This is a genomic window from Pseudomonas sp. F220 (assembly GCF_057813935.1).
On record NZ_JBVASJ010000002.1, the window covers coordinates 42269 to 67563 of the forward strand.

25 protein-coding genes are annotated in these 25295 nt (G+C 57.4%); 10 read left to right on the forward strand and 15 right to left on the reverse strand.

The window, feature by feature from the left end; genetic code table 11:
• Positions 1-15: 15 nt before the first annotated feature.
• The 5 genes from ACZYSM_RS02015 to ACZYSM_RS02035 form a co-directional block, all read right to left on the reverse strand.
• The gene (locus ACZYSM_RS02015; protein WP_489068372.1) at positions 16-951 is read right to left on the reverse strand and encodes a glutathione S-transferase family protein; all 936 of its coding nucleotides are present in this window, start codon (positions 949-951) and stop codon (positions 16-18) included.
• Between the two features lie 87 nt (positions 952-1038).
• Positions 1039-1359, reverse strand: coding sequence for a GIY-YIG nuclease family protein (locus tag ACZYSM_RS02020; protein WP_489068374.1), 321 nt, complete (start codon positions 1357-1359; stop codon positions 1039-1041).
• Between the two features lie 53 nt (positions 1360-1412).
• On the reverse strand, positions 1413-1883 hold the full coding sequence (locus tag ACZYSM_RS02025) for a nuclear transport factor 2 family protein (RefSeq protein ID WP_489068376.1): 471 nt from the start codon (positions 1881-1883) through the stop codon (positions 1413-1415).
• A gap of 100 nt (positions 1884-1983) precedes the next feature.
• Positions 1984-3300: a CynX/NimT family MFS transporter gene (locus tag ACZYSM_RS02030; protein ID WP_489068378.1), complete on the reverse strand. Its 1317-nt coding sequence runs from the start codon at positions 3298-3300 to the stop codon at positions 1984-1986.
• Positions 3290-3949, reverse strand: a complete 660-nt coding sequence (locus ACZYSM_RS02035; protein ID WP_489068380.1) for a FadR/GntR family transcriptional regulator — start codon at positions 3947-3949, stop codon at positions 3290-3292. Before ACZYSM_RS02035 ends, ACZYSM_RS02030 begins: the two co-directional genes overlap by 11 nt.
• 165 nt (positions 3950-4114) lie before the next feature.
• Between ACZYSM_RS02035 and ACZYSM_RS02040 the strand changes: the two genes are divergently transcribed.
• Entirely contained in the window at positions 4115-4426 is a 312-nt protein-coding gene (locus tag ACZYSM_RS02040) for a type II toxin-antitoxin system MqsR family toxin (protein ID WP_489068382.1), read from the forward strand.
• On the forward strand, positions 4423-4905 hold the full coding sequence (locus ACZYSM_RS02045) for a type II toxin-antitoxin system MqsA family antitoxin (protein ID WP_489068384.1): 483 nt from the start codon (positions 4423-4425) through the stop codon (positions 4903-4905). The genes ACZYSM_RS02040 and ACZYSM_RS02045 overlap by 4 nt, the downstream gene beginning before the upstream one ends.
• Before the next feature lie 242 nt (positions 4906-5147).
• On the opposite strand, the gene ACZYSM_RS02050 is transcribed toward ACZYSM_RS02045, so the two are convergent.
• From ACZYSM_RS02050 to ACZYSM_RS02065, 4 genes are all read right to left on the reverse strand, one after another.
• Positions 5148-5912: an amino acid ABC transporter ATP-binding protein gene (locus tag ACZYSM_RS02050; RefSeq protein ID WP_419119223.1), complete on the reverse strand. Its 765-nt coding sequence runs from the start codon at positions 5910-5912 to the stop codon at positions 5148-5150.
• 28 nt (positions 5913-5940) lie between these two features.
• Positions 5941-7038: an amino acid ABC transporter permease gene (locus ACZYSM_RS02055; protein ID WP_489068386.1), complete on the reverse strand. Its 1098-nt coding sequence runs from the start codon at positions 7036-7038 to the stop codon at positions 5941-5943.
• 10 nt (positions 7039-7048) lie between these two features.
• Complete coding sequence (locus tag ACZYSM_RS02060) at positions 7049-8230, reverse strand: amino acid ABC transporter permease (RefSeq protein ID WP_489068388.1); 1182 nt, start codon at positions 8228-8230, stop codon at positions 7049-7051.
• Between the two features lie 65 nt (positions 8231-8295).
• The gene (locus tag ACZYSM_RS02065) at positions 8296-9324 is read right to left on the reverse strand and encodes an amino acid ABC transporter substrate-binding protein (protein ID WP_489068390.1); all 1029 of its coding nucleotides are present in this window, start codon (positions 9322-9324) and stop codon (positions 8296-8298) included.
• 469 nt (positions 9325-9793) lie between these two features.
• On the opposite strand from ACZYSM_RS02065, the gene ACZYSM_RS02070 reads away from it, so the two are divergent.
• From ACZYSM_RS02070 to ACZYSM_RS02090, 5 genes are all read left to right on the forward strand, one after another.
• Positions 9794-10450, forward strand: coding sequence for an alpha/beta hydrolase (locus ACZYSM_RS02070; protein WP_489068392.1), 657 nt, complete (start codon positions 9794-9796; stop codon positions 10448-10450).
• A gap of 96 nt (positions 10451-10546) precedes the next feature.
• Complete coding sequence (gene rhlB, locus ACZYSM_RS02075; RefSeq protein ID WP_489068394.1) at positions 10547-12034, forward strand: ATP-dependent RNA helicase RhlB; 1488 nt, start codon at positions 10547-10549, stop codon at positions 12032-12034.
• Between the two features lie 130 nt (positions 12035-12164).
• Positions 12165-13121, forward strand: coding sequence for an ornithine cyclodeaminase family protein (locus tag ACZYSM_RS02080; RefSeq protein WP_489068396.1), 957 nt, complete (start codon positions 12165-12167; stop codon positions 13119-13121).
• Positions 13122-13251: 130 nt separating this feature from the next.
• Complete coding sequence (locus ACZYSM_RS02085; protein WP_489068398.1) at positions 13252-14379, forward strand: NAD(P)/FAD-dependent oxidoreductase; 1128 nt, start codon at positions 13252-13254, stop codon at positions 14377-14379.
• Positions 14380-14468: 89 nt separating this feature from the next.
• A complete protein-coding gene (locus ACZYSM_RS02090) occupies positions 14469-15104 on the forward strand; it encodes a helix-turn-helix transcriptional regulator (RefSeq protein WP_489068400.1) in 636 nt (211 codons plus the stop codon).
• 184 nt (positions 15105-15288) lie between these two features.
• Here ACZYSM_RS02090 and ACZYSM_RS02095 read toward each other — a convergent pair whose 3' ends face one another.
• The 6 genes from ACZYSM_RS02095 to ACZYSM_RS02120 all read right to left on the reverse strand — a co-directional run bounded on the left by ACZYSM_RS02095 (position 15289) and on the right by ACZYSM_RS02120 (position 20643).
• Complete coding sequence (locus ACZYSM_RS02095; RefSeq protein ID WP_489068402.1) at positions 15289-16065, reverse strand: ABC transporter substrate-binding protein; 777 nt, start codon at positions 16063-16065, stop codon at positions 15289-15291.
• A 299-nt stretch (positions 16066-16364) separates the two neighbouring features.
• Entirely contained in the window at positions 16365-16817 is a 453-nt protein-coding gene (gene moaE / locus ACZYSM_RS02100) for a molybdopterin synthase catalytic subunit MoaE (protein ID WP_489068404.1), read from the reverse strand.
• A gap of 2 nt (positions 16818-16819) precedes the next feature.
• Entirely contained in the window at positions 16820-17062 is a 243-nt protein-coding gene (locus ACZYSM_RS02105; RefSeq protein WP_489068406.1) for a MoaD/ThiS family protein, read from the reverse strand.
• Entirely contained in the window at positions 17062-17532 is a 471-nt protein-coding gene (gene moaC / locus ACZYSM_RS02110) for a cyclic pyranopterin monophosphate synthase MoaC (RefSeq protein WP_489068408.1), read from the reverse strand. The genes ACZYSM_RS02105 and moaC overlap by 1 nt, the downstream gene beginning before the upstream one ends.
• Positions 17533-17764: 232 nt before the next feature.
• Positions 17765-19159: a PhoH family protein gene (locus tag ACZYSM_RS02115; protein WP_489068410.1), complete on the reverse strand. Its 1395-nt coding sequence runs from the start codon at positions 19157-19159 to the stop codon at positions 17765-17767.
• A gap of 359 nt (positions 19160-19518) precedes the next feature.
• On the reverse strand, positions 19519-20643 hold the full coding sequence (locus ACZYSM_RS02120; protein WP_489068412.1) for a polysaccharide deacetylase family protein: 1125 nt from the start codon (positions 20641-20643) through the stop codon (positions 19519-19521).
• A 159-nt stretch (positions 20644-20802) separates the two neighbouring features.
• Between ACZYSM_RS02120 and yaaA the strand changes: the two genes are divergently transcribed.
• The 3 genes from yaaA to alg8 all read left to right on the forward strand — a co-directional run bounded on the left by yaaA (position 20803) and on the right by alg8 (position 25286).
• Positions 20803-21582 carry a peroxide stress protein YaaA gene (gene yaaA, locus ACZYSM_RS02125; protein ID WP_489068414.1) on the forward strand — a complete coding sequence of 260 codons (780 nt, stop codon included), beginning with the start codon at positions 20803-20805 and terminating at the stop codon, positions 21580-21582.
• An 811-nt stretch (positions 21583-22393) separates the two neighbouring features.
• Positions 22394-23710, forward strand: a complete 1317-nt coding sequence (locus tag ACZYSM_RS02130; protein WP_489068416.1) for a nucleotide sugar dehydrogenase — start codon at positions 22394-22396, stop codon at positions 23708-23710.
• 94 nt (positions 23711-23804) lie between these two features.
• Complete coding sequence (alg8, locus tag ACZYSM_RS02135; RefSeq protein ID WP_489068418.1) at positions 23805-25286, forward strand: mannuronan synthase; 1482 nt, start codon at positions 23805-23807, stop codon at positions 25284-25286.
• Positions 25287-25295 lie beyond the last annotated feature (9 nt).

Here is a 25295-nt window from a genome sequence, read left to right on the forward strand (position 1 = left end):
TCCCACAGTTGTACGTCAGCGTGCTTCGATGCGAAACCCGAACCGCGGGAAGTGCACATGCACCACTGCGCCCCGCTCATCCTCGCGGCGCAGAATCAGCTCTTCACTGCCGACAAACAGCAATTCACCGGCCACCGGATCAACGCCATAGTCCGTCGCGGCAATCACTACCTGCTGACCAGCCTTGAAGCCATTCGGATCTTCGAACTGCTCATCCGGCAAAGCGGCCGGCGTGGCCTGGCGTGCGATATCCAGAGCCTCGGTCGAACTCATCTCGTTTGATGCACCATGACCAAAACTCAAGACGCGACCAAGCCAGGCGGAGACCGCCGGGTATGCGTCGACATAAGGTGCGGTCACCGGGGTGGCTTTGAGGAACCACAATGTGTGCGCCAGGGCGAAGTCGGCAATCGACGGCTCTCCAAACAGGAAATCCCCCTCTTCTCTTTGCAGCTGCTGCTCAAACCGCCCCATGATCGTTGGCCATTGATGCTTGGCCAGCTCCGCTGATAATCGGGTGGCGCTGCCGCCCGCGAATAAACCGGCGCGGTCAGCGACAAAGTAATTGATCGCTTCGGGCGCCATCTTGGCGAAGCGCACGGCTATCGATTCCGGCTGGAACACCAAGCTCACCGCATGCTGGAAAACCACCGAATCAGCCCAGGCAGCGAATGCCGAGACAACCAGCTCCTTGCCTTCCGGGAACAGCGCCGGCGTGGATTTTTCCTGTTCGAGACGACGGGCGATCAGCGCGGTGTCGCAGTAGATGTCGGCACCCACTTGCAGCACAGGGGTCTTGCGATAGCCGCCAGTCAACGCCGTCAGGTCCGGCTTTGGCATCACCGGGGAGATATTTACCGAGCGCCAGGACAGTCCCTTGAAACCCAGCAACAGACGGGCTTTTTCCGCAAAGAGCGACGTGGAGTAATGGTGAAGAATCAACTCTGACATGCTGGAGTCCGCCGGGCGAGTAGGAACAACCAGCTTAGCGCGCAACGGGTGAGCAGCCTACCCATCTGCCTAATGGGAACTTATCAGTCAGATTGATAAGCCCGCAGGCGCGCTTGCCACCAGGCATTCCTTGGCGCTTTTTTTGAGTTTTTTGATCAAGCGTTCCTGACGAAGGGCTTCACCTTTGTCACGACAGACCTCCGTGTAAACCAGCGCCACTGCCGGGCTGGAAAGAAAGAAGCGTGCGCCTTTGCCACTTTGGTGGGTCGCGAAACGTCTCACGGGATCATCGCTGATGCCGCAATAGAGCGAACCATTGGCCGCGCGAACCAGATAGACGAACCACGGCTTGCTCACCGCGGGCTCTGGCTCGACGCTGTTGATGGGGGCTTCAAGGTTGCTGTTCACGTGACGATCTTGGCTTGCAGAAAACGAGCGGCGATCTTATCAGAGGTCAGCCTTTAACGACTGGCCTGGAAAGCCCTCAAACCTTTCAAGGCCTGGGTCCGGACGGCGTTTCTCACCAACGGTGTCCAGCCCAGCAACAAGCCCTTGGTACCCAGCGCCTGCCGCGACCAGCGCCACAAATCGAAGTGGTCGTGGTGTTCGCAGATCTTGCCATCGCGAAAAACGAACCGCGCCTGAATATCGTTGACCACGGTGTTGCCGGTCTGGCTGAACAGGTAGGTCGCCACCCAATGAGCACCGCCCGTGAGCTCGTCGCTACGGACATTGTCGAAGGTCAGAGAGAAGTCCTTGGCCCGAGTGCTCAGCATGCGCCACATGTCGCCAGCATCGCGGCCGTGCAACTCGCCAAACGCAGGGTCACTGAACACCACATCCTCGGTGTAGCAGGCGCTCATGGCCTCGGCATCCAGCCGTTGAAAAGCGGTGTAGAACTCAGTGATCAATGCGCTGTGGGCATCACTCATGGACAGGCTCCGAAGAATCGAAAGGATACCTGCACGATAGTCTGCAAACGCGGCGAAAACTATCGGCATTCGTGGCAGGAATACCGACAGTGCGCTTGCCTCAGACCTTCTCGCTTTCGACTTGAACGTACAGCGAACGCCCGGCGCCGAGGCCGGCGATGATTGCGCCAATGCCAATCACACCGAAGATCCAGCCCAGTGCAGTCCAGCCACCAGTCAGGTCATGCACCAGCCCAACCGCGAACGGCCCCATGGACGCCAGGGTGTAACCGATGCCTTGAGCCATACCCGACAGATTCGCCGCCACATGGGCATCGCGCGAGCGTAAAACGATCAAGGTCAGCGCTAGGCTGAACGCACCGCCCTGCCCCAGACCGAGCAGAATCGCCCAACCCCACAGGCCTTCGAGCGGCGCATATAAACAGCCAAACAGGCCCGCCATCACCAACGACATCACCACCACAATCGCCAGGCGCTGATCCTTGCCACGGGTTGCCAGCCAAGGCGCGGCAAGCGAGCTGGCCAACTGAACGATCACCGAACCTGACAACACCAGGCCCGCCTGAGTCGGCGTCAGGCCACGACCGATGAGGATCGATGGCAACCAACCGAAGACGATATAGGCCAGCGAGGATTGCGAGCCCATGTAAAAGGTCACCTGCCAAGCCAGCGGATCACGCAGCAAACCACGTACGCGATAGGCCACATTGTGGGCACCGTGTTTGTGGCCGACTTGCGGCAACCAGAATAATGCCGCCACCAGTGCCGGCAGGATCCAGAACCCCAGGCCCATGGCCCAGCTGCCCTCGAAATGCTGGCTAAGCGGCACCGTGGCCCCCGCGGCCATGGCCGCACCCAGGCACAGCGCCATGGTGTAGACGCCCGTCATCGTTCCCGCATGCTTGGCAAAATCGCGTTTGACGATGCCCGGCAGCAACACACCAATCACACCGATACTGGCACCCGCCAGAATGCTGCCAGCAAACAAGCCGGTTTCGCCGAACGAACTGCGCAGGATAATCCCGCAGGCCAGGGTCAGCAGGATGCCTAGCACCACTCGCTCGGCACCGAAACGTCGCGCCAGAATCGGCGCCAGCGGAGCGAACAGACCGAGACAAAGTACCGGCAACGTGGTCAGCAGACCCGCTTGCGCCGCCGACAGGCCGAGGCTTTTGGATACTTCGCTGAGCAATGGCGCCATGCTCGACAGCGCCGGACGCAGGTTCAACGCGACCAGAATCAATCCCAGCAACAACAGCCAGGGGCGGCGCAACACCGGATGGCTTTGCTGAACTTCTTCGTCATCGGCTTCGGCGTCGATCAATAGCTCTTCAAGCTCCGCCGTGCGTTTGGGTTGCGTCATGCTGCTAGGGGTAGCCTGTGGGCTGGACATGGGGTTCTCGGTTTCAAGGCTCATTGATCAGCTTCCGGGAAATGGCTTTGGCCCGTTCCGGGTCGCGTTGCTCGACGGCGTCGAGCAGTTCGATGTGCAGATCGAACACCTCCTGACGCCGCGGCGTAACGTTCAGGGTCTGGCGCAGTTGCACGCCGACGATGCTGGAAAAGTAGCGGTACAGCTCGCTCAAGGTCGGGTTATGTGCGGCATCCACCAGCCGTCGGTGAAACACCAAATCGCACGCGATGTAGCTGTCCAGATCGCCGTGGTAGTGGCTGCCACTGACGCCAAGCGCTTCACGCAGCGCTTTGAGGTCTTCATCCGTGCGCCGCAAAGCCGCCAGGCCAATGGCCTCGACTTCAAGAATGCGCCGGGTCTCACGGGCTTGCTCATGAGAGCAGCGCGACAACGCCTTCATGGTGTCCAACGGATCGACCACCGCCCGCAGGTAACTGCCGTCGCCTTGGCGAATCTCGATCAGTCCGGAAAACGCCAACACCCGCATGGCCTCACGCACGGTGTTGCGGCTGATGCCCAACTCGATCGCCAGCTCCGGCTCGGTGGGTAAACGTTGGCCGACCGTCCAGGTGCCGTCGTTGATGCGCAGACGCAACTGTTCCAGGGCCTGATCGACCAAAGATCGCTTAATTAATGGAGAAATATCTGACATAGGATTCGCCCTTTCATCCAATCATAGGATGAATTTTCTGACATGTTAGTCAGCTTCTGCGGCGAGCACAACGCGCTACGGTTACCGATAACAAATGAAAGGTTCTCAATAATTGATTAAATTACCCTTTAAGGGTATTTTTAATTCGCTGATTCAAGGTGTCTTATGGAAAAGAAAACACCTCATTACGACCTTTCCATCATGAAGGCTGATGTCGCAAGGCTTGGAGCCGCAGCGTTCACCAAAAGCGCACTTGATGGAGCTCGAAAACTCGGCCTTACCTTGTTCCAGATGCAACAGGTCATCGCCCTACTGCACAGGAAGATGCTTTATAAATCGATGACCACTTACGCAGACCACAGGACTTGGCAAGACGTTTACCACTCCAACAGCTCAGGCCTTCTGATCTATATAAAAGTGACCTATCGCCTCAGTGGTGGGCCTCCGGTGATCTCCTTCAAGGAGAAGGACTCATGAACAAACAGGATTGCGCCAGCTGCGGCGCCCAAAACGGGATGCAGCATTTTGAGGCCCGCGGTTTTACCGTGGATTTCAAACAGTTAAATAGGGAAGTTCGCGACCTGTCGGGTTGGCAATGTCAGGTGTGCGACGAGATCGAGTTCGATCCGCAAAGCGCCGTACGTTATTCCCAGGCAGGCGATCAACTCATTGAAGATTCAAAAAGGGTGATGGCGGATGAGATGAAGCGCATTCGTCGCAAACTGCACTTCACGCAAAAAACCGCGGTTCAATTACTTTCAGGCGGTGGCCACAATGCCTTCTCGCGTTATGAACGCGCGGAAATCGAACCGCCCAAACCCTTGTTCATTCTGATGCGCCTGCTTGATCGTCACCCTGAGTTGGTCAACGACCTGTTGGAAATCAGCAAAGACGCAGATATGAGCCACCTTCTGGCGGCGAAGGAACTGGAACGTCAGACCGCTCAAGGTTGCTGAAACCCGGCATGATAAATTCCAGACAAAAATAAACCCGGCACATGACCTAATGCCAGTCAGTAAGGGTATGTGTAGGAGCGAGCTTGCTCGCGATGGATCTGAGGGCGACGCGTTTATCCAGCAAACACGCGTCATCGTTAACGTCCATATCGCGAGCAAGCTCGCTCCTACAAAAGGCTGCGTTCGCTTAACTGACTGGCAATAGGCACACGGCCGGGTTTATTAGTGTTGTTGCTAACCCATCAATGCAGGATCTGGCTCAAGAACAGCTTGGTCCGTTCATTCTGCGGGTTGTCGAAGAAGTCGTTCGGTGCAGCCTGTTCGACGATTTCGCCTTTGTCCATGAAGATCACCCGGTTAGCCACGGTACGGGCGAAGCCCATCTCGTGGGTCACGCAGAGCATGGTCATGCCGTCTTCGGCCAGGCCGATCATGGTGTCGAGCACCTCTTTCACCATCTCCGGATCGAGTGCCGAAGTCGGCTCATCGAACAGCATGATTTTCGGCTTCATGCACAGCGCACGGGCAATCGCCACACGCTGTTGCTGACCACCGGAAAGCTGACCCGGAAACTTGTGCGCCTGCTCTGGAATACGCACGCGCTCCAGGTAATGCATGGCAATTTCTTCAGCTTTGCGCTTGGGCAGCTTACGCACCCACATCGGTGCCAGCGTGCAGTTCTGCAGGATGGTCAGGTGTGGGAACAGGTTGAAGTGCTGGAACACCATGCCGACTTCACGACGGATCGCTTCGATCTGTTTGAGGTCGTTGGTCAGCTCCACGCCATCGACCACAATGCGGCCCTGCTGGTGTTCTTCCAAACGATTAAGGCAACGAATGGTGGTCGATTTACCAGAACCCGACGGGCCGCACAGGACAATACGCTCGCCTTGTTTGACGTTCAGGTTGATGTCTTTCAATACGTGGAACTGGCCGTACCACTTGTTCACGCCCTGCATCTGAATAATGCCTTCAGGGCTCATCGGCTGTTTGATCGCTTCACTCATCACAAAACTTCCTAAATTAGGTACCGACTTAGCGCTTGTGGCCAGTATCCAGCTTACGTTCCAAATGCATGGAATAGCGGGACATACCAAAACAGAAAATCCAGAACACCAGGGCCGCGAACACATAGCCTTCAGTGGCCATGCCCAACCATTTTGGGTCGGCGGCGGCTTGCTTGACGCTGTTGAGCAGGTCGAACAGGCCGATGATGATCACCAGGCTCGTGTCCTTGAACAGCGCAATAAAGGTGTTAACGATACCCGGAATCACCAGCTTCAAGGCCTGCGGCAGAATCACCAGGCCCATGCTGCGCCAATAACCGAGGCCCATCGCTGCAGCGGCTTCGTACTGACCTTTGGGAATCGCTTGCAGACCACCGCGCACCACCTCGGCCACGTAGGCCGACTGGAACAGAATCACCCCGATCAGTGCCCGCAGCAACTTGTCGAAGTTCATGCCTTCAGGCAGGAACAGCGGCAGCATTACCGAGGACATGAACAGCACGGTGATCAACGGTACGCCGCGCCAGAACTCGATGAAGGTCACGCAGACCACACGAATCGCCGGCATGTTCGAACGCCGACCCAGCGCCAGCACGATCCCCAGCGGCAAGGCGCCGGCGATCCCGACAGTGGCGATCACCAGGGTCAGCATCAAGCCGCCCCATTGGCTGGTTGCTATGTTGGCCAGGCCAAAAATACCGCCATGCAGCAGGAAGTAGGCAATGATCGGATAGAGCACCAGAAAGCTCAGGCCGTAGATCGCCTTGTGCGGGACGCGGGCGATGAACAATGGCGCCACGCCAATCACCGCCAGCCACACAGTCAGGTCGACACGCCAGCGCAAATCCACCGGGTAGTAGCCATACATGAACTGGCCGAAGCGCTGCTCGATGAACACCCAGCAGGCGCCTTGTTTGGTGCAATCGGCGCGCGTGGTGCCGACCCAGTTGGCGTCGAGAATCGCCCAATGTAGGATCGGCGGTACTATCAGATAGATCAGGTAAAACGCGAACAGCGTCAGCAGGGTGTTGATCCAGCTGGAGAACATGTGCTCGCGCATCCACGCCACGATACCGATGCTGCTGCTCGGCGCTGGCAGGTCAGGTTTGAAAATATGAGTCGTCATGTGCGCTTCCTCACCGTTCGATCAGCGCAATGCGCTTGTTGTACCAGTTCATCAGCAGGGAAATGCTGATGCTGATCGCCAGGTACACGCTCATGGTGATGGCAATAACCTCGATCGCCTGCCCGGTCTGGTTCAGCACCGTCCCGGCAAACAGCGACACCATTTCCGGATAACCGATACCGGCGGCCAGCGAGGAGTTCTTCGCCAGGTTCAGGTATTGGCTGGTCAGCGGTGGAATGATCACGCGTAGCGCTTGCGGAATGATCACCTTGCGCAGGGTCGGACCGTTGCGCAGGCCGAGGGAACGGGCTGCTTCGGTCTGGCCATGGCTGACCGACTTGATGCCCGAGCGCACGATCTCGGCAATAAATGCCGCCGTGTACACCGTCAGGGCCAAGGTCAAGGCCAGCAGTTCCGGGATCAACACCCAGCCACCGACGAAGTTGAAGCCTTGCAGCTGGGGCATTTCCCAATGCAGCGGAGCGCCGAAGATCAGCGCGCACAACGCAGGAATCACCAGAAACATTGCCAGGCCGGTCCAGAACTTGTGGAACGGCACGCCGGTCGCTTCGAATCGCTTGTTGGCCCACCGGCACATCAGCACGATGGCGACAATGGCCACCACGACGCTGACCACGAACGGCCAGAAACCGTGGGAGATCAGGGCTGCCGGCATGTTCAAGCCACGACTGCTGACGAAGAAAGTGTCGCCGAAGTTATGACTGTTGCGCGGCCCTGGCATGGTCAGGAACACCGCGAAGTACCAGAAAAGAATCTGCAGCAGTGGCGGAATGTTGCGGAAGACCTCAACGTAGACGGTCGCCATTTTGCTGATGATCCAGTTCTGCGACAGTCGGGAAACGCCGACGATGAAGCCCAGGATCGTCGCCAGGATGACGCCGATGAAGGTCACCAACAGGGTATTGAGCAGACCGATGACAAACACTCGGGCATAGGTGTCCGATTCGGTGTAGTCGATCAGGTGCTGAGCAATACCGAAACCGGCGCTGCGCTCGAGAAAGCTGAAACCGGAGGTAATGCCCCGGTGTTGAAGGTTGGTCTGCGTGTTATCGAACAGATACCAGCCCATCGAGACCACCGCCACAATGGTGATGATCTGAAATAGCCACGCACGCACTTTTGGATCGCTGAGGCTGAGCCTCTGCTTTGGTGCGCCGATTGAATTTTGCATGAAGTGCCCCAGAAATAATGGAACAGAACATCACCCGGTGGTTGGCCCACCGGGTGATAGAACCATCAGCGCACTGGTGGTGCGTATTGAATGCCGCCGTTGTTCCACAGAGCGTTGAGCCCGCGGTCGATGGCCAGCGGAGTGCCTTTGCCCAGGTTGCGCTCGAATACTTCGCCGTAGTTGCCCACTTGCTTGACGATCTGCACAACCCAGTCCTTCGGCAGTTTCAGGTCCTTGCCGTATTCGCCGTCAGTGCCCAACAGACGTGCAACGTCCGGATTCTTGGTGGCTTTGGCTTCAGCTTCAACGTTTTTCTGCGTGATGCCCATTTCTTCAGCATTGAGCATGGCGAACAGGGTCCACTTGACGATGCTGAACCACTCTTCGTCGCCTTTACGCACGACCGGGCCCAGAGGCTCCTTGGAGATGGTTTCCGGCAGAACGACGTAGTCGCCTGGGGTCGCCAGCTTGCTGCGCTGTGCGTAGAGCTGGGATTTGTCGGAGGTCAGCACGTCGCAACGTCCGGATTCCAGCGACTTGGCGCTTTCATCGGAGGTATCGAAGGTGATCGGGGTGTATTTCAGACCGTTGCCGCGGAAGTAGTCGGAAACGTTCAGCTCGGTAGTGGTACCGGCTTGAATGCAGATGGTTGCGCCGTCGAGTTCTTTAGCACTCTTCACGCCCAGTTTCTTGTTCACCAAAAAGCCGATGCCGTCGTAGTAAGTCACGCCGGCGAACACCAGACCCATGCCCGAATCGCGGGAGCTGGTCCAGGTGGTGTTACGCGACAGCACGTCGATTTCGCCGGATTGCAGCGCGGTGAAACGCTCCTTGGCGTTCAACTGGCTGAATTTGACCTTGGTCGCGTCGCCGAATACGGCAGCGGCCACAGCACGGCAGACGTCAGCGTCGATCCCGAGGATCTTGCCCGTTGCGTCCGGCACCGAGAAACCCGGCAGACCATCACTCACGCCACACTGTACGAAGCCTTTCTTCTGCACCGCATCCAGGGTTGCACCCGCCTGAGCGAACCCACTGACACCGAGTACTGCGGCCGCAGTCACGATGGCCAGGGTGGATTTCAACATCTTCATTCAAACCTCCAGTTTTACTCTTGTTGTGTCGGAGCTTGAGTCTTGCCGCACCCTTATGAGGCGCTGTTGACCCGTGTTGGCTTTTTTTAGGGTCAAGCGGCGTCAGACCTTAGCTATGAGTCTAGTAGGAGAAAATCCATAGAATGGAAAACTCACTTCTCACCAATCGGCCGAACGGGCTGTAGCCCTTTCATGTTCGCGAAGCCCGTAGCGGCCCCGGGCGAACGTCCATCACCGGATTTTTTTGCTATCCCACAACCGAAGGTAGACTGATAGTGTTACCGCTCGGCGCAGGATTACGTGCACAGGTTTTCTCATAGCAAAGCCCGTACCACACCGACCGCTAAAGCGTTTCAGCGGCAGGTCAATAGCAAAACTTGCAGCCTTGCGACATCTTCTTAACTGATTAACCAGAAGCGCACGCCCACCGAGCACACAATGAGAGCGCGCGCACAATAATGGAGCAGACATGACCCAGACCCTGATTCTTCAGCCCAGCAAGCCCGTCGACGCCTGCGTGATCTGGCTGCACGGCTTGGGTGCCGACCGCTACGATTTCCTGCCGGTGGCCGAGGCGCTACAAGAAAGTCTGCTGACCACACGCTTTGTTTTGCCTCAAGCACCGACTCGCGCCGTGACCATCAACGGCGGTTACGAGATGCCGAGCTGGTACGACATTCTGGCCATGAGCCCGGCTCGGGCAATCAGCCGCGAGCAGCTGGAGGAGTCCGCGCAGGTGCTCACCGATTTGATCGAAGAGCAACGCGCCAGCGGAATAGACGCTTCGCGAATTTTTCTTGCCGGTTTTTCCCAAGGCGGCGCGGTGGTTTTGCACACTGCGTTCTTGAAGTGGCAAGGCCCCCTGGGTGGCGTACTTGCCCTCTCTACTTATGCACCGACGTTCAGTGACGAACTGCACTTGTCGGCCAGCCAACAGCGGATTCCGGTGTATTGCCTGCACGGTCACTACGATGAAGTAGTACAAAACTCGATGGGGCGAACCGCCTACGAGCATTTGAAGCGACTTGATGTCACCGTGACATGGCAGGAATACCCAATGGGTCATGAAGTGTTACCCGAAGAGATTCGCGACATTGGCGTCTGGATCGCCGACCGTTTGCGTTGAAATCGAAACTTCCTGTAGCCCTTTAAGCAATCCACTACGCCGCGCCCGATTCTTGCATTACACTGCCCGGCGTACATTCCTTAACCAATTGATGAGATGACCGTGCTCAAAGCACTCAAGAAAATGTTCGGTAAAAGCGAGGCTGAGCAGCTCGCGCCTGGCTCCATTGCACCTTCCCACAGCCCCAGCAACCGCACCGACGGTAATCAGCCGGGTCGCGCAGTGCCCGCCACCGCGCCAAAAAAAGAGCCGGTGAACACTCCCGACGCTCAACCGGTAGCGGCCATTGCCAGCGAGCAACCGCGCAGCGAGACGCCCAAACCTGCGCAACCTCGCCGCGAACGCGCGCCGAAACCGCCAGTCACCCCCTGGAAACTCGAAGATTTCGTCGTCGAACCCCAGGAAGGCAAAACCCGTTTCCACGATTTCAAGCTTTCGCCAGAATTGATGCACGCGATCCAGGACCTGGGTTTCCCCTACTGCACGCCGATCCAGGCACAAGTACTGGGCTTCACCCTGAAGGGTATGGACGCCATTGGTCGCGCCCAAACGGGTACCGGTAAAACTGCCGCGTTCCTGATCTCGATCATCACCCAACTGCTGCAAACCCCACCGCCCAAAGAGCGTTACATGGGTGAGCCGCGGGCGCTGATCATCGCCCCGACCCGCGAGCTGGTAGTCCAGATCGCCAAGGACGCGGCTGATCTGACCAAATACACCGGTCTGAACGTGATGACGTTCGTTGGTGGCATGGACTTCGACAAGCAGCTCAAACACCTCGAAGCCCGCCACTGCGACATCCTCGTGGCCACCCCCGGCCGCCTGCTGGACTTCAACCAGCGCGGTGACGTCCACCTCGACATGGTCGAAGTGATGGTGCTCGACGAAGCTGACCGCATGCTCGACATGGGCTTTATCCCGCAAGTGCGTCAGATCATTCGCCAGACCCCGCCGAAAAATGAGCGTCAGACGCTGCTGTTCTCCGCGACCTTCACCGAAGACGTGATGAACCTGGCCAAGCAATGGACCACCGACCCTGCCATCGTCGAAATCGAAGCGATCAACGTTGCCAGCGACATGGTCGAGCAGCACATCTATGCCGTCGCCGGCAGTGATAAATACAAGCTGCTCTACAACCTGGTGAACGACAACGGCTGGGAACGGGTGATGGTCTTCGCCAACCGCAAGGATGAAGTACGGCGCATCGAAGAACGCCTGGTACGTGACGGCGTCAACGCTGCGCAGCTCTCCGGCGACGTGCCGCAGCACAAGCGCATCAAGACTCTGGAAGGCTTTCGCGAAGGAAAGATCCGCGTACTGGTCGCCACCGATGTTGCCGGCCGCGGGATCCACATCGACGGCATCAGCCACGTGATCAACTTCACCCTGCCGGAAATGCCGGACGATTATGTCCACCGCATCGGCCGTACCGGTCGGGCCGGTGCCAGCGGCGTGTCGATCAGCTTTGCCGGTGAAGATGACTCTTACCAGTTACCGTCTATCGAGGCGCTGCTGGGCCGCAAGATCAGTTGCGAAACCCCTTCGACGCATCTGCTACGCGCGGTAGAGCGCAAGCGCCCTTAAAACCCGGCGCAACAAAAAAAACGCAGCCCGGAAACGGTCTGCGTTTTTTTTCGTCTGGATATTGTCGTCTGGAATTATAAGTCCATAATGGACAAATTAGTTTATAGCTAACCCCCACGGGAGCCTTCGTATGTCCAGCACGCCTTATGTGATCGCCAAAGCCCAAGCCCGCCAGCTACTCGAACAGGTCGACGTGCCGCAGATTCTGCGCAAGCTGTTCCGTGACCTGGCCGCCGGGAATGCCGTGCAACCGGCCCAGAAGTTGGTGGAGTTCCCCCACGGCGACGGCGATTTCATCAACTACTTCGGCGTGTTGGCTGAAGACCGCGTGTACGGTGTAAAAACCTCGCCCTACATCGTGCGCAGTGAAGGTCCACTGGTGACTGCCTGGACGCTGCTGATGTCGATGGACAACGGTCAGCCGCTGTTGCTCTGCGATGCTGGCGAACTGACGGTCGCCCGCACCGCTGCCGCCACCGCAGTGGCCATCGATGCCCTGGCTGAGCCGCACGCCAAGCGCCTCGCGATTATCGGCAGCGGCCCGGTGGCTCTGGCTCACCTACGCTATGTGAAGACGCTGCGCGACTGGCAAAACATCAGCCTCTACTCGCCAGCCCTGACGGGCAAAAGCCTTGAGGCGCTTGCGCCAATCAACGCCATTGACCCGCGCCTGCAGATTGTTGCCAGCCGCGAGGACGCGCTTCTGGAGGCCGACGTGATCATGCTCTGCACTTCCTCTGCAGGCCCGGTGATCGACCCGCGCACCCTCAGCAAACCGGCACTGATCACCTCAATCAGCACCAACGCGCCACGGGCTCACGAAGTGCCACCACAAGCCTTGAATGAAATGCAGGTCTATTGCGACTATCGTCAAACCACCCCAGGCTCGGCCGGAGAAATGCTGATCGCCAGCGAGCAGCATGGCTGGGATAAAAGCGCGATCCTCGGCGATCTGCCTGAGCTGCTTAGCGATAAGGCACCGCGGCCAGCCTACGACCGCCATGTGTTTTTCCGCTCCATCGGTTTGGGTCTGGAAGACATCGCGCTCGCCAATGCTCTCTACCTTCTACAAAAACGCATCGGCTAATACCAATACCTGTAGGAGCGAGCTTGCTCGCGATGGACGTTAACGATAACGCGTGTTTTCTGAATAAACGCGCCGCCCTTGAGTCCATCGCGAGCAAGCTCGCTCCTACATGCCCTCGCAGGAGAGTTTTATGCCCCAGGCAGATTTCATCATCATCGGCGGCGGTATCGCCGGTGCGTCCATCGGTTACTGGCTTTCGCGCCACGCTCGAGTGATCGTGCTGGAGCGTGAATCGCATCCGGCCTATCACTCCACCGGGCGTTCCGCCGCCTTATACACCGCTGCCTATGGCACACCTCAGGTCCGCGCATTGACCCTGGCCAGCCGGGACTTCTTCGATGCGCCACCAACCGGTTTCTGCGAACACCCATTGCTGACTCCGCGTGGTGAAATGACCGTGGACTTCACCGGCGACCCGACAGAACTGAATAACCGATACCTGAGCGCCAAGGCCAGCGTACCGGAGATGCAATTGCTCAGCGCCGACGAAGCCTGCACCAGGCTGCCGATCCTGCGCCGGGAAAAAGTACACGGTGCAATTTATGACCCGAGCGCCAGCGATATTGATACCGACGCCCTGCACCAAGGCTATCTGCGCGGCATCCGACGCAATCAGGGTGAAGTTCATACCGACAGCGAGGTCCAGGGCCTGAGCCGTGATGCCCAAGGTAATTGGCAGGTTAAAACCGCCAAACAGACCTTCAGCGCTCCGGTGGTGATCAATGCGGCAGGGGCTTGGGCTGACAAAGTCGGTGGGATGGCCGGGGCCAAGCCGCTCGGCCTGCAACCCAAGCGTCGTGCGGCCTTTATCTTCGCCGGTCCTGAAGGGGTGGATATCCACGACTGGCCGATGCTGGTCAGTCTCGACGAGTCGTTCTACATGAAACCGGATGCCGGAATGTTCCTCGGCTCACCGGCCAACGCCGACCCGGTCGAACCCCACGACGTGCAGCCCGAAGAGCTGGACATCGCCATGGGCATTTACCAGATCGAAGAAGCCACCACACTGACCATCCGCCGTCCGACCCGAACCTGGGCCGGGTTGCGCAGCTTTGTCAGCGACGGTGATCTGCTGTGCGGTTTTGATCTGCAGGTACCAGGCCTGTTCTGGGTCGCGGCCCAAGGCGGTTATGGCATCCAGACCTCACCCGCCATGGGCCAGGCCGGTGCCGCGCTGGTACGCGGCGAAGCCTTGCCTGAACAACTGACACGCTTTGGTCTGAGCGCCGAAATGCTCTCCCCCGCACGCCTCGGTTAAAGCACCCTCAGGTGACGACCCGCCTCGATTGCGGCAAACTCACAGCGCCCTTTTCGATAGGGCGCTGACGCTGCCTGGAGCAACACCCTATGACACCACCTCGACAAGATCCCGCCCTGGATAACTTCCGGGCGATTGCCGACGCCATCGCCACGCTTTTTTATCCCCACGCCGAGGTGGTGCTGCACGACCTGCGCACGCAAAAGATCGACTACATCGCCAACAATCTGTCCAAGCGCGAAATCGGCGACGATGCCGCACTGGAAGACATGCTCAGCGAAGATGTCAGCGAACGGAACATCGGCCCTTATGAAAAGCTCAACTGGGACGGTCAGAAAATCCGCAGCCTGAGCAGCGTAATGCGCGACAGCGACGGCCAGCCGCTGGCCGTGCTGTGCATCAACCTGAATATCTCGTTGTTCGAAAATGCCAAAGCGGCGCTGGATTTGTTCCTGTCGCCGAGCAAGCTGATTGCGCAACCGGACTCACTGTTTCGTGATGACTGGCAGGAGCGAATCAACACTTTCCTGCATGCGTGGCTGCGAGAACGCCAGCTGAGCCTCAACCTGCTGACCCGCGAGCATAAACGCGAGCTGGTGCTGGCCCTACACGCTGAAGGCGCCTTCAAGGGCAAAAGCGCGTCCAATTACGTGGCAAATGTGCTGAACATGGGGCGGGCGACGGTGTACAAGCATTTGAAAGAATTGAAGGAGCTGAAGGACTGACCCTGTAGGTCGGGCCGGGCGACGTTCGCTTGCTCGCGATTGAGGTTTAACATCCAGCATTCATGTCGACTGACACACCGCTATCGCGAGCAGGCTCGCTCCCACACTGGATCTTCAGTGAACACAGATTCTGTGTACAACAAAGATCTACTGTGGGAGCGAGCCTGCTCGCGATGGCGATTGATCAGTCGCCGTAAATATCCGACTTGAAGTACTTGGACTCAATCTTCTGATATTCGCCATTGGCGCGAATGTCGTCGATGGCTTTGTTCAGCTGGCTCACCAGTTCGGTATTGCCCTTGCGCACGGCAATCCCGGCACCCTCACCCACGTATTTCGGGTCTTTGAGTTCCGGGCCGACAAAGGCGTAACCCTTGCCACGGGGCATCGACAGGAAATCATCCAGAGGAATGGTGTCGGCAAAAATGGCGTCCAGGCGACCGGCCGCGAGATCCATGTAGATCTCTTCATTGTTGCCATAACGCTTGACCGTGATGCCCTTGGGTTCGAAGACTTCGGTGGCGTAACGGTCAGTGGTGGTGGCGCGCTGCACGCCAACGGTTTTGCCTTTGAGGCTGGCGTATTGGTCATCAACCACTGCGCCTTCCTTCATCACCAGACGCGATGACGTGAAGTAGTACTTGTGGGTAAAGTCGACCGAGTTCTTGCGCTCTGCGGTGATGGTCATCGAAGACAGCGCCGCATCGATTTTCTTGACCTTCAAGGACGGAATCAGGCCGTCGAACTCGCCTTCGATCCACTCGCACTTGACCTGCATCTGCGCGCACAGCGCATTGCCGATGTCGTAGTCGAAGCCGTTGATTTTTCCTTCTTCCGTTTTGAACGCAAACGGCGGGTACGCCGCTTCAATACCAATACGCAGGGTTTTCTCAGCGGCGAACAGGCTGCTGCACGCTAACAGACTGAGGGCCAGACCACTGATGAGGGTGAGCTTCTTCATGTTTGTTCTCTCGCGGGTTGTTGTTGGTTTAGCAAGACAGAAGAAAAAATGAAACGTGACGCGCTTTTTTGTACTTATAATTCCATATTGGACTTTTACGTACAAATCGTCAATCGACTGTCCACACTTCGTGTGGCCTTTGGTCGCGAGGATGAATTGGGGTGAAGAAGGGAGATAGAAGGTGCTGTGGATGGCGCCATCGCGAGCAAGCTCGCTCCTACAGGGGTACGCGATCTAAATGTAGGAGCGAGCTTGCTCGCGATGGCTGACTTACAGCCAACAGAGAATAGGCAGCCCGCTTACTTCTCCCAGCGCTCCACCGCCGCATGATCACTGTCACGCCCTTCCACCCACCGAGGCCCATCGCTGGTGTTTTCTTTCTTCCAGAACGGCGCGCGGGTTTTCAGGTAATCCATGACAAAGGCGCAGGCGTCGAACGCCGCCTGGCGGTGGGCGCTGGCGGCGCCGACGAAGACGATCGGTTCGCCCGGTTCCAGGGCGCCGATCCGGTGCAGCACTTCAAGTTTGAGCAGCGGCCAGCGCTGCTCGGCTTCGACTGCAATCTTGCCGAGGGCCTTTTCGGTCATGCCGGGATAGTGCTCAAGAAACATTCCGGCAACGTCGAGTCCATCGTTGAAATCACGCACGTAGCCGACAAAACTCACCACCGCACCGACGCCGACATTCGCCGCATGCATCGCGTTGACTTCAGCGCCTGGGTCGAACGCCGCGGATTGCACGCGAATCGCCATGCTCAGCCTCCGGTCACAGTGGGGAAGAACGCTACTTCATCGCCGTCGGTCAGCGGTTCGTCGAGCTGACACAGGTCCTCATTACGGGCGCACATCAGGTTCTGTTCGCTCAGTACCTCGGCACCGTCGCGCTGCGCCAGCAGCAAACGCACATCATCGACCGAGGTGAAATCACCTTCGATGTTCAGCGAATCCACACCCAGCGCCTCACGGTAGCGGGCAAAAAACTTCACCGTCACTTTCATTATTCAGACACCTGATAGTGGCCGCTCTTGCCACCCAGTTTTTCCAGCAAACGCACGTTTTCGATGGTCATGCCACGGTCCACGGCCTTGCACATGTCGTAGATAGTCAGCGCGGCGACGCTGGCGGCGGTCAGCGCTTCCATCTCGACACCCGTCTGCCCGGCGAGCTTGCAGCGGGCGACGATACGCACCGCATCCTCGCCTTCGGCACTGAGTTCGACTTTGACACTGGTGAGCATCAACGGATGGCACAACGGGATCAAATCGGAGGTTTTCTTCGCTGCCTGAATGCCGGCGATTCGCGCCACGGCGAACACATCACCCTTGGGGTGACCGCCGCTGACGATCATCTGCAGGGTTTCGGGAAGCATGCGCACAAGCGCTTCGGCCGTGGCTTCACGGGACGTCACGGCTTTTTCGGTGACGTCGACCATATTGGCGCGACCTTGGGAATCGAGATGAGTCAGCACGGGGTTACTCCTGATCAGGAGCGTCGATTGTAAACCTGCGGGTCAATTTTTCGCACGTTTGATTATCGGATCACCACAATCCTCTGTGAGAGCGAGCCTGCTCGCGATGGCGGCGTGACAGTCGACATCAATGCTGAATGTCAGACCGCTATCGCGAGCAGGCTCGCTCCCACAAGGGTTATTCGCCGGGCATAAAAAACCGGGCGGCTTTGGGCCGCCCGGTTCAGAGGTTTTACAGATGGGATTCGGCGTATTCAGCCAGAATCGAACGTGGCACCCCTTGCAGGGTGATGTGCACCCCGTTGGGGAAATCTTTGAAGCGTTCGGTCAGGTAAGTCAGCCCGGAACTGGTCGCGGACAGGTAAGGAGTGTCGATCTGCGCCAGGTTGCCCAGGCACACCACTTTGGAACCGGCACCAGCACGGGTGATGATGGTTTTCATCTGGTGCGGGGTGAGGTTCTGGCATTCATCGATCAGAATCAGACTCTGCTGGAAGCTGCGGCCTCGAATGTAGTTGAGGGATTTGAACTGCAACGGCACTTTGCTGAGGATGTAATCCACGCTGCCATGGGTGCTCTCGTCATCCATGTGCAAGGCTTCGAGGTTGTCGGTAATGGCGCCCAGCCAAGGCTCCATTTTTTCCGCTTCGGTACCCGGCAAAAAGCCAATCTCCTGGTCCAGCCCCTGTACGCTACGGGTGGCGATGATGCGCCGGTAGCGCTTGCTGACCATGGTCTGCTCGATGGCGGCAGCCAATGCCAGGATGGTTTTCCCGGAACCGGCTGCGCCGGACAGGTTGACCAAGTGAATGTCCGGATCGAGCAAGGCGAACAGCGCCAGGCTTTGATAGACGTCTCGCGGTTTCAGACCCCAGGCTTCCTGGTGCATCAGCGGTTCCTGATGCAGGTCGAGAATCAGTAGCTTGTCGACCTGGATTTCCTTGATCCATCCGACAAAACCCTGTTCGTCGATGATGAACTCATTGATATGCACGGCCGGCAGGTTGTCGATCAGCTGCACCTGGTGCCAGGTGCGACCGTGGTCCTGACGGGTTTCAACCTTGCTCACACGATCCCAGAACGACCCCGTCATGTTGTGGTAACCGTTGGGTAGCAGCGACACATCGTCGACCAGTTGGTCGGTGCTGTAGTCCTCGGCCGCGATCCCACAAGCCCGGGCCTTGAGGCGCATGTTGATGTCTTTGGTCACCAGTACCAGTCGCAATTCCTTGTCGCGCGCGTGCAGGTCGATCAACTGATTGATGATGATGTTGTCGTTCAGATGTTCGGGAAGAATGATGTTCGGCTCGGCACGCTTGCTCATCAGAATTGACAGCAAACCCTTTGGCCCACTTTTGCCACGCTGGATCGGTACGCCAAGCTCAACATCTTCCGGGCTGGCGTCGCCCAGAGTCTTGTCGATCAGCCGAATCGCCTGGCGGCATTCCGCAGCAACGCTGTGATGCCCGCTCTTGAGCTTGTCGAGCTCCTCAAGCACGGTCATCGGGATGGCTACGTGGTGTTCTTCGAAGTTAAGCAGCGCGTTTGGATCGTGAATCAATACGTTGGTATCGAGTACATAAAGGATTGGCAGGTTGGAAGAAGGGCTACGTCCGTGATCATCCATACTCGGTCACCTTTGTGGGAGCCAGTCGACGCAATACCGTTACAGTGCTGCGCCTCGAAGTGGCCACCGAATTCACCCCGCAGTACTCAAAACAGCAGGACTCAAGTGAACTGCACACGCTGGGTCTTGGAAGACGCCACCTGTGTTGCAGGTTTCGGCGGTCTGTCTTCGTAATACTCCAAAACGTGTGACAGAAAAAAGCACTTTGACACTTTTTGAAGTTTATTTTTCTGAGTGACCAATAGCACTTGGCGGACTGCCATCACCCCGTTACAGTCAGAAGTCCGCCTGCATGGAAATCACGCTGAAAATCTCCCCGTTCAACCCTTCCCTCCAATGATTGCTGGCACTTTGCCTTTTCAGCGAAAAGCGTCCTGACAATCCTCCCAGCCGATCCCGCTTTGCGCGGTTTGTGTGACCAGCCAAGGCATCGCCGTTTTTACCGCGTCCTGTTTGACATTGAAATTGATCACCCCGTGCCGCCACAGCAACATCAGCGTCAATGCTCTCTGGCCGCTCTCTTGAGGCTTGAGCTTGCCGCCGGCGTCCTGAGGATCGATGTCCCACAAGGCGACCTGCAAACCCTGAGCCTTGAAAAACCCTTCGCCGTCGGCGCGACGCTGGCCGTAGGGCGGGCGAAACAGCGGCACGTAGTTTTCCGGTAATTTGCTGTTCACCAGTTCAACACTGTGCCCAATCGAGTATTGCCAGTCTTGCCAATGACTGTGAGAGCGGTATTCCCACCCCTGCACCCCGACGCACTGCTTTGAGTACAACGCTTGTAAATCAGCCACCGAGCGTTGAGCCAACCGCGCCTGAATATCGCTGCCCAGCACAAAAAAGGTCCCGCTCATGTTCGCTTTACGCAGGTATTCAGTGAGCCACGCGGTGTTATCCGGCGAGGCTGCGGCAGCGCTGTCGAAGGTCAGCAAAAACAGCCGGTCGTTGAGTTCATCACCGTTGCGCTCGTAATCGCCGAAGCGCTCGACCTCGCTGCTGGTTTGCGGAAACAACGCCGCCTTGCGCAGTTGCTCGTCCAGATAACGCTCATGGAAGATCCGACTCGGCTCAGCCCAGCGTATGTAGTAGGAATCTGCGCCGACCTGAAACTTGCCGGCCTGCTCGCGCAGGGTGTCCATGTCTTCGACCAGATAACAGAAGGAGGCGTCCTGATCGCAGCTTTGCTGGGCGAAATTGTAGTTGGCGAGCAAACGCTGCCACATCCGCTGACGCAGGCGTTTGATCGACTCCAGATTGATCGTGCGCAGCCCCAGGCGCTGCTTTAAAGCGGCCTCGTCCAGCGTCTCACTGACGAGCAAGGCGCGAGCGAAGGTAAGGATTTCCGCCCGCGACGCGACGTCGAACAGGGTCGGGCTGGTCAGCTGCTCTGGCCAGGTGCTGCGGTCCAGCGTGGCGACGTCATTGGGCGCGGCCATGGCGCTGAGACTGAACAGCCAGGCCGAGAAAAGAAAAGCGATACGCAAAGGGATGTCTCCATAACAAAACCCGCGCGGCACTATAGCTGATCTGCTGAGCGGTTCCCTGTGGGACCGCGATCGCCACTGATCCCTCTATAACCTCCATTACTGGAGTCAACTCGGACAACCCCCTAGAATCCCCCCACGATTACAGGAGACGACTTCATGCTGATGGTGATTTCCCCAGCCAAGACCCTCGATTACCAAACCCCACCGGTGACCCAACGCTTCACCCAGCCGCAGTACCTCGATCACTCCCAGGAGTTGATCCTGCAGTTACGCGAGCTGAACCCGGCGCAGATCAGTGAATTGATGCACGTGTCCGACAAGATCGGCGGCCTCAACGCCGCGCGCTTTGGCAGCTGGACTCCGGCTTTCACCCAAACCAACGCCAAGCAAGCATTGCTGGCCTTTAAAGGTGACGTTTATACCGGCATGAATGCCGAAACCTTCAGCGAGGCGGACTTCGATTACGCCCAGCAACATTTGCGTCTGCTGTCGGGTCTGTACGGGCTCCTGCGCCCGCTGGACTTGATGCAGCCATATAGACTGGAGATGGGCACTAAACTGGCCAACGCCCGCGGCAAAGACCTGTACGCCTTTTGGGGCACCCGGATCAGCGAGTGGCTGAACGAAGCCTTGGCTGACCAGGGTGATGACATGCTGCTGAACCTGGCCTCCAACGAATACTTCTCGGCGGTCAAACGCCCGGCCCTGAACGCGCGGATTATTAATACCGAGTTCAAGGACCTGAAAAACGGTCAGTACAAAATCATCAGCTTCTACGCGAAAAAGGCCCGCGGCATGATGAGCCGCTTCGTGATCCAGGAACGCATCAACGACCCCGCCGCACTCAAGCAATTTGATGCGCAGGGTTATCGCTTCAGTGTCGAACAGTCCAAACCCGACACACTGGTTTTTCTGCGCGACCACGCCCCCGAATAGAACACTCTTTCGGCGCACGTCATGAATCAGGCACGTGCGTCGAACTGTGCTTCAGCTCAGCATTTTCTCGCCCAGATCGCCATTATCTTGGCGTCAAAAACCCAACCTATAGTTTTATGAATTTTCTTTCACTCGACAAAAGTGATTTTTTTAAGTAGTGGCACTTATTTTTTTTGTGAGTAGTGGCACATACCCATCTAACCCGATTAATTCCCCGTTAATAAAGGGCCATATGGCAAGTGCTATCAATATGAGAGCAGTGCCATCTTTCGTAATATTTCAAGAAATTTCAATATTCAGGATGGGCTGACTGGAACTATGTCCACATACGCCGCTCATACCACCGGTAACGATTATCTTCAGGTGTGTACGAGATAACTTACGCAGAGAGGTGATCAAGTAGCGAAGTTGTCATATACCATTCGATACTCAGGTCACTGATGTGGAATAAACGTGAAGGACGGGAGATAACGCACCATAACTATCCCCTACAAGGCCAAGGCCGCGCCCCTATAATTGCGCTCACCTTAGTGCATAACCACTTGATATTACTGGATTTAAGTAAACTATCGAGTGCGAGACAACCTTTGCACGAATGTCTTCCCGAGGAAGACCGGCTGCATATCAGGGCACGTCATTACAACAAGGCCAAGTTACGAACACCTTGAGTGCACTCTTTAGACACTCGGAACTTAGTATGCCTGCACACGGCATTGTGGCGTCTGCACCGCACATTTGCGAGTGCACTATGACCGTTGAACATCATTAATTCCGGCCATCTAATGGCGTAATAAATACAGAGGTAAATGCGATGCGCATCAGCATATTTGGTTTGGGTTACGTCGGTGCAGTATGTGCCGGTTGCCTGTCTGCACGGGGCCATGAAGTCATTGGCGTAGATATCTCCAAAGACAAAATCGACCTGATCAACGCCGGCAAATCACCGATCGTAGAACCAGGTCTGGGCGAACTTCTGACCCGGGGTATTCAAACCGGTCGTCTGCGTGGCACCACCAATTTCGCCGAAGCGATTCGCGACACCGACCTGTCGATGATCTGCGTCGGTACGCCGAGCAAAAAGAACGGCGACCTGGAACTCAACTACATCGAATCGGTGTGCCGCGAGATCGGTTTTGTTCTGCGTGACAAAACCACCCGCCACACCATCGTGGTACGCAGCACCGTGTTGCCGGGTACCGTGAAAAACGTAGTGATCCCGATTCTCGAAGACTGCTCAGGCAAGAAAGCCGGCATCGACTTCGGTGTCGCGGTCAACCCTGAGTTCCTGCGTGAAAGCACCGCGATCAAGGACTACGATCTGCCACCGATGACGGTGATCGGCGAGTTCGACAAAGCCTCCGGTGATGTTCTGCAATCGCTGTACGAAGAGCTCGATGCCCCGATCATCCGCAAGGACATCGAAGTCGCCGAGATGATCAAGTACACCTGCAACGTCTGGCATGCGACCAAAGTGACCTTCGCCAACGAGATCGGCAACATCGCCAAAGCGGTCGGCGTCGATGGTCGCGAAGTGATGGAAGTGGTCTGCCAGGACAAGACCCTCAACCTGTCCCAGTACTACATGCGCCCGGGCTTTGCGTTCGGCGGCTCTTGCCTGCCAAAAGACGTCCGCGCCCTGACCTACCGCGCCAGCACCCTGGACGTCGATGCGCCGCTGCTCAATTCGCTGATGCGCAGCAACGTGTCCCAAGTGCAGAACGCCTTCGACATCATCTCCGGCCACGAAAAACGCAAAGTCGCCCTGCTCGGTCTGAGCTTCAAGGCCGGCACTGATGACTTGCGCGAAAGCCCGCTGGTAGAGCTGGCGGAAATGCTGATCGGCAAAGGCTTCGACCTGAGCATCTACGACAGCAACGTCGAATACGCCCGCGTTCACGGTGCGAACAAGGACTACATCGAGTCGAAGATCCCTCACGTCTCGTCCTTGCTCAACTCGGACTTCGACGAAGTGATCAACAACTCCGACGTGATCATCCTCGGCAACCGCGACGAGAAGTTCCGCGCCCTCGCCGAGAACGCTCCACACGGCAAACAGGTCGTCGACCTGGTCGGGTTCATGTCCAAAGCCACCAGCGTGAGTGGCCGGACTGAAGGCATCTGCTGGTAAGGCAGCCGCAAGCTTCAAGCTTCAAGCCGCAAGTCAAAGCTCCTCGCATGGGGCTTGAAGCTTGGGGCTTGCAACTGACTTTAGGATACCGATTATGCACAGGCTAAAGCACGGCCTACTTCAGGCCGCCGGTTGGCTGTTTTACCTAAGTTTATTGATGGGCATCGCCACTGCGTTGCCTACGTCCACGTTCGACTCCGAGTCGAAGGACTTCATCTTCCTGATTGGCGCCGTGGGCATCTGGCGCTACTCCATGGGTGCCACGCACTTTCTGCGCGGCATGCTGTTTCTGTACGTGGTCTACCCGCACCTGCGGCGCAAAGTGCGCAAGCTGGGTAAAACGGCTGACCCGTCCCACGTGTTCCTGATGGTCACCAGCTTTCGTATCGATGCGCTGACCACCGCTCAGGTCTACAGCTCGGTCATCCGCGAAGCCATCGAGTGCGGTTTCCCGACCACCGTGGTCTGTTCGCTGGTGGAAATGTCCGATGAGCTGCTGGTGAAAAGCCTCTGGGCAAAAATGAACCCGCCGGACCATGTGAAGCTCGACTTCGTGCGTATCGCCGGTACTGGCAAACGTGATGGTCTGGCCTTCGGTTTCCGCGCCATCTCCCGCCACCTGCCGGATGATCGTGCAGTGGTTGCGGTGATCGATGGCGACACCGTGCTCGCCCCAGGCGTGGTGCGTAAAACCGTGCCGTGGTTCCAGTTGTTCGGCAACGTCGGCGGCCTGACCACCAACGAGTTTTGCGAAGTGCGCGGCGGCTACATCATGAGCGAGTGGCACAAACTGCGCTTTGCCCAACGCCACATCAACATGTGCTCCATGGCCCTGTCCAAGCGCGTGCTGACCATGACCGGGCGTATGTCGGTATTCCGCGCCACCGTGGTCACCGATCCGGACTTCATCGCCGACGTCGAAAGCGACTCCCTGCAACACTGGCGCCTGGGCCGCTTCAAGTTCCTCACCGGCGACGACAAGTCCAGCTGGTTCAGCTTGATGCGTCTGGGTTACGACACCTTCTACGTGCCGGACGCAGCGATCAACACCGTTGAACACCCGCCAGAGAAAAGCTTCATCAAGGCCAGTCGCAAACTGATGTTCCGCTGGTACGGCAACAACCTGCGGCAGAACTCGCGTGCGCTGGGTTTGGGCATGGGACGCCTCGGCCTGTTCACCAGCGTGGTGCTGTTCGACCAGCGGGTGTCGATGTGGACCTCCTTGCTCGGATTGACGGTCGCAATCATTGCCAGCTTCAAATACGGCGCCGTCTTCATCCTGGCGTACCTGCTGTGGATCGGCATCACCCGGTTGATTCTGACCCTGTTGCTGTCCTGCTCGGGGCACAAAATCGGCCCGGCCTATCCGGTGATTCTCTATTACAACCAGATCGTCGGCGCGCTGGTGAAGATCTACGTGTTCTTCCGCCTCGATCAACAGTCCTGGACTCGCCAGGACACCAAACTGACCCGTGATCTCGCCAGCTTTCAACGTTGGTTCAATACCTGGTCGTCTCGGACCATGACCTTCTCCGCCGGCAGCGTGTTCGTTGCCGTGCTGCTGACGATGGTCTGACCTGCCTCG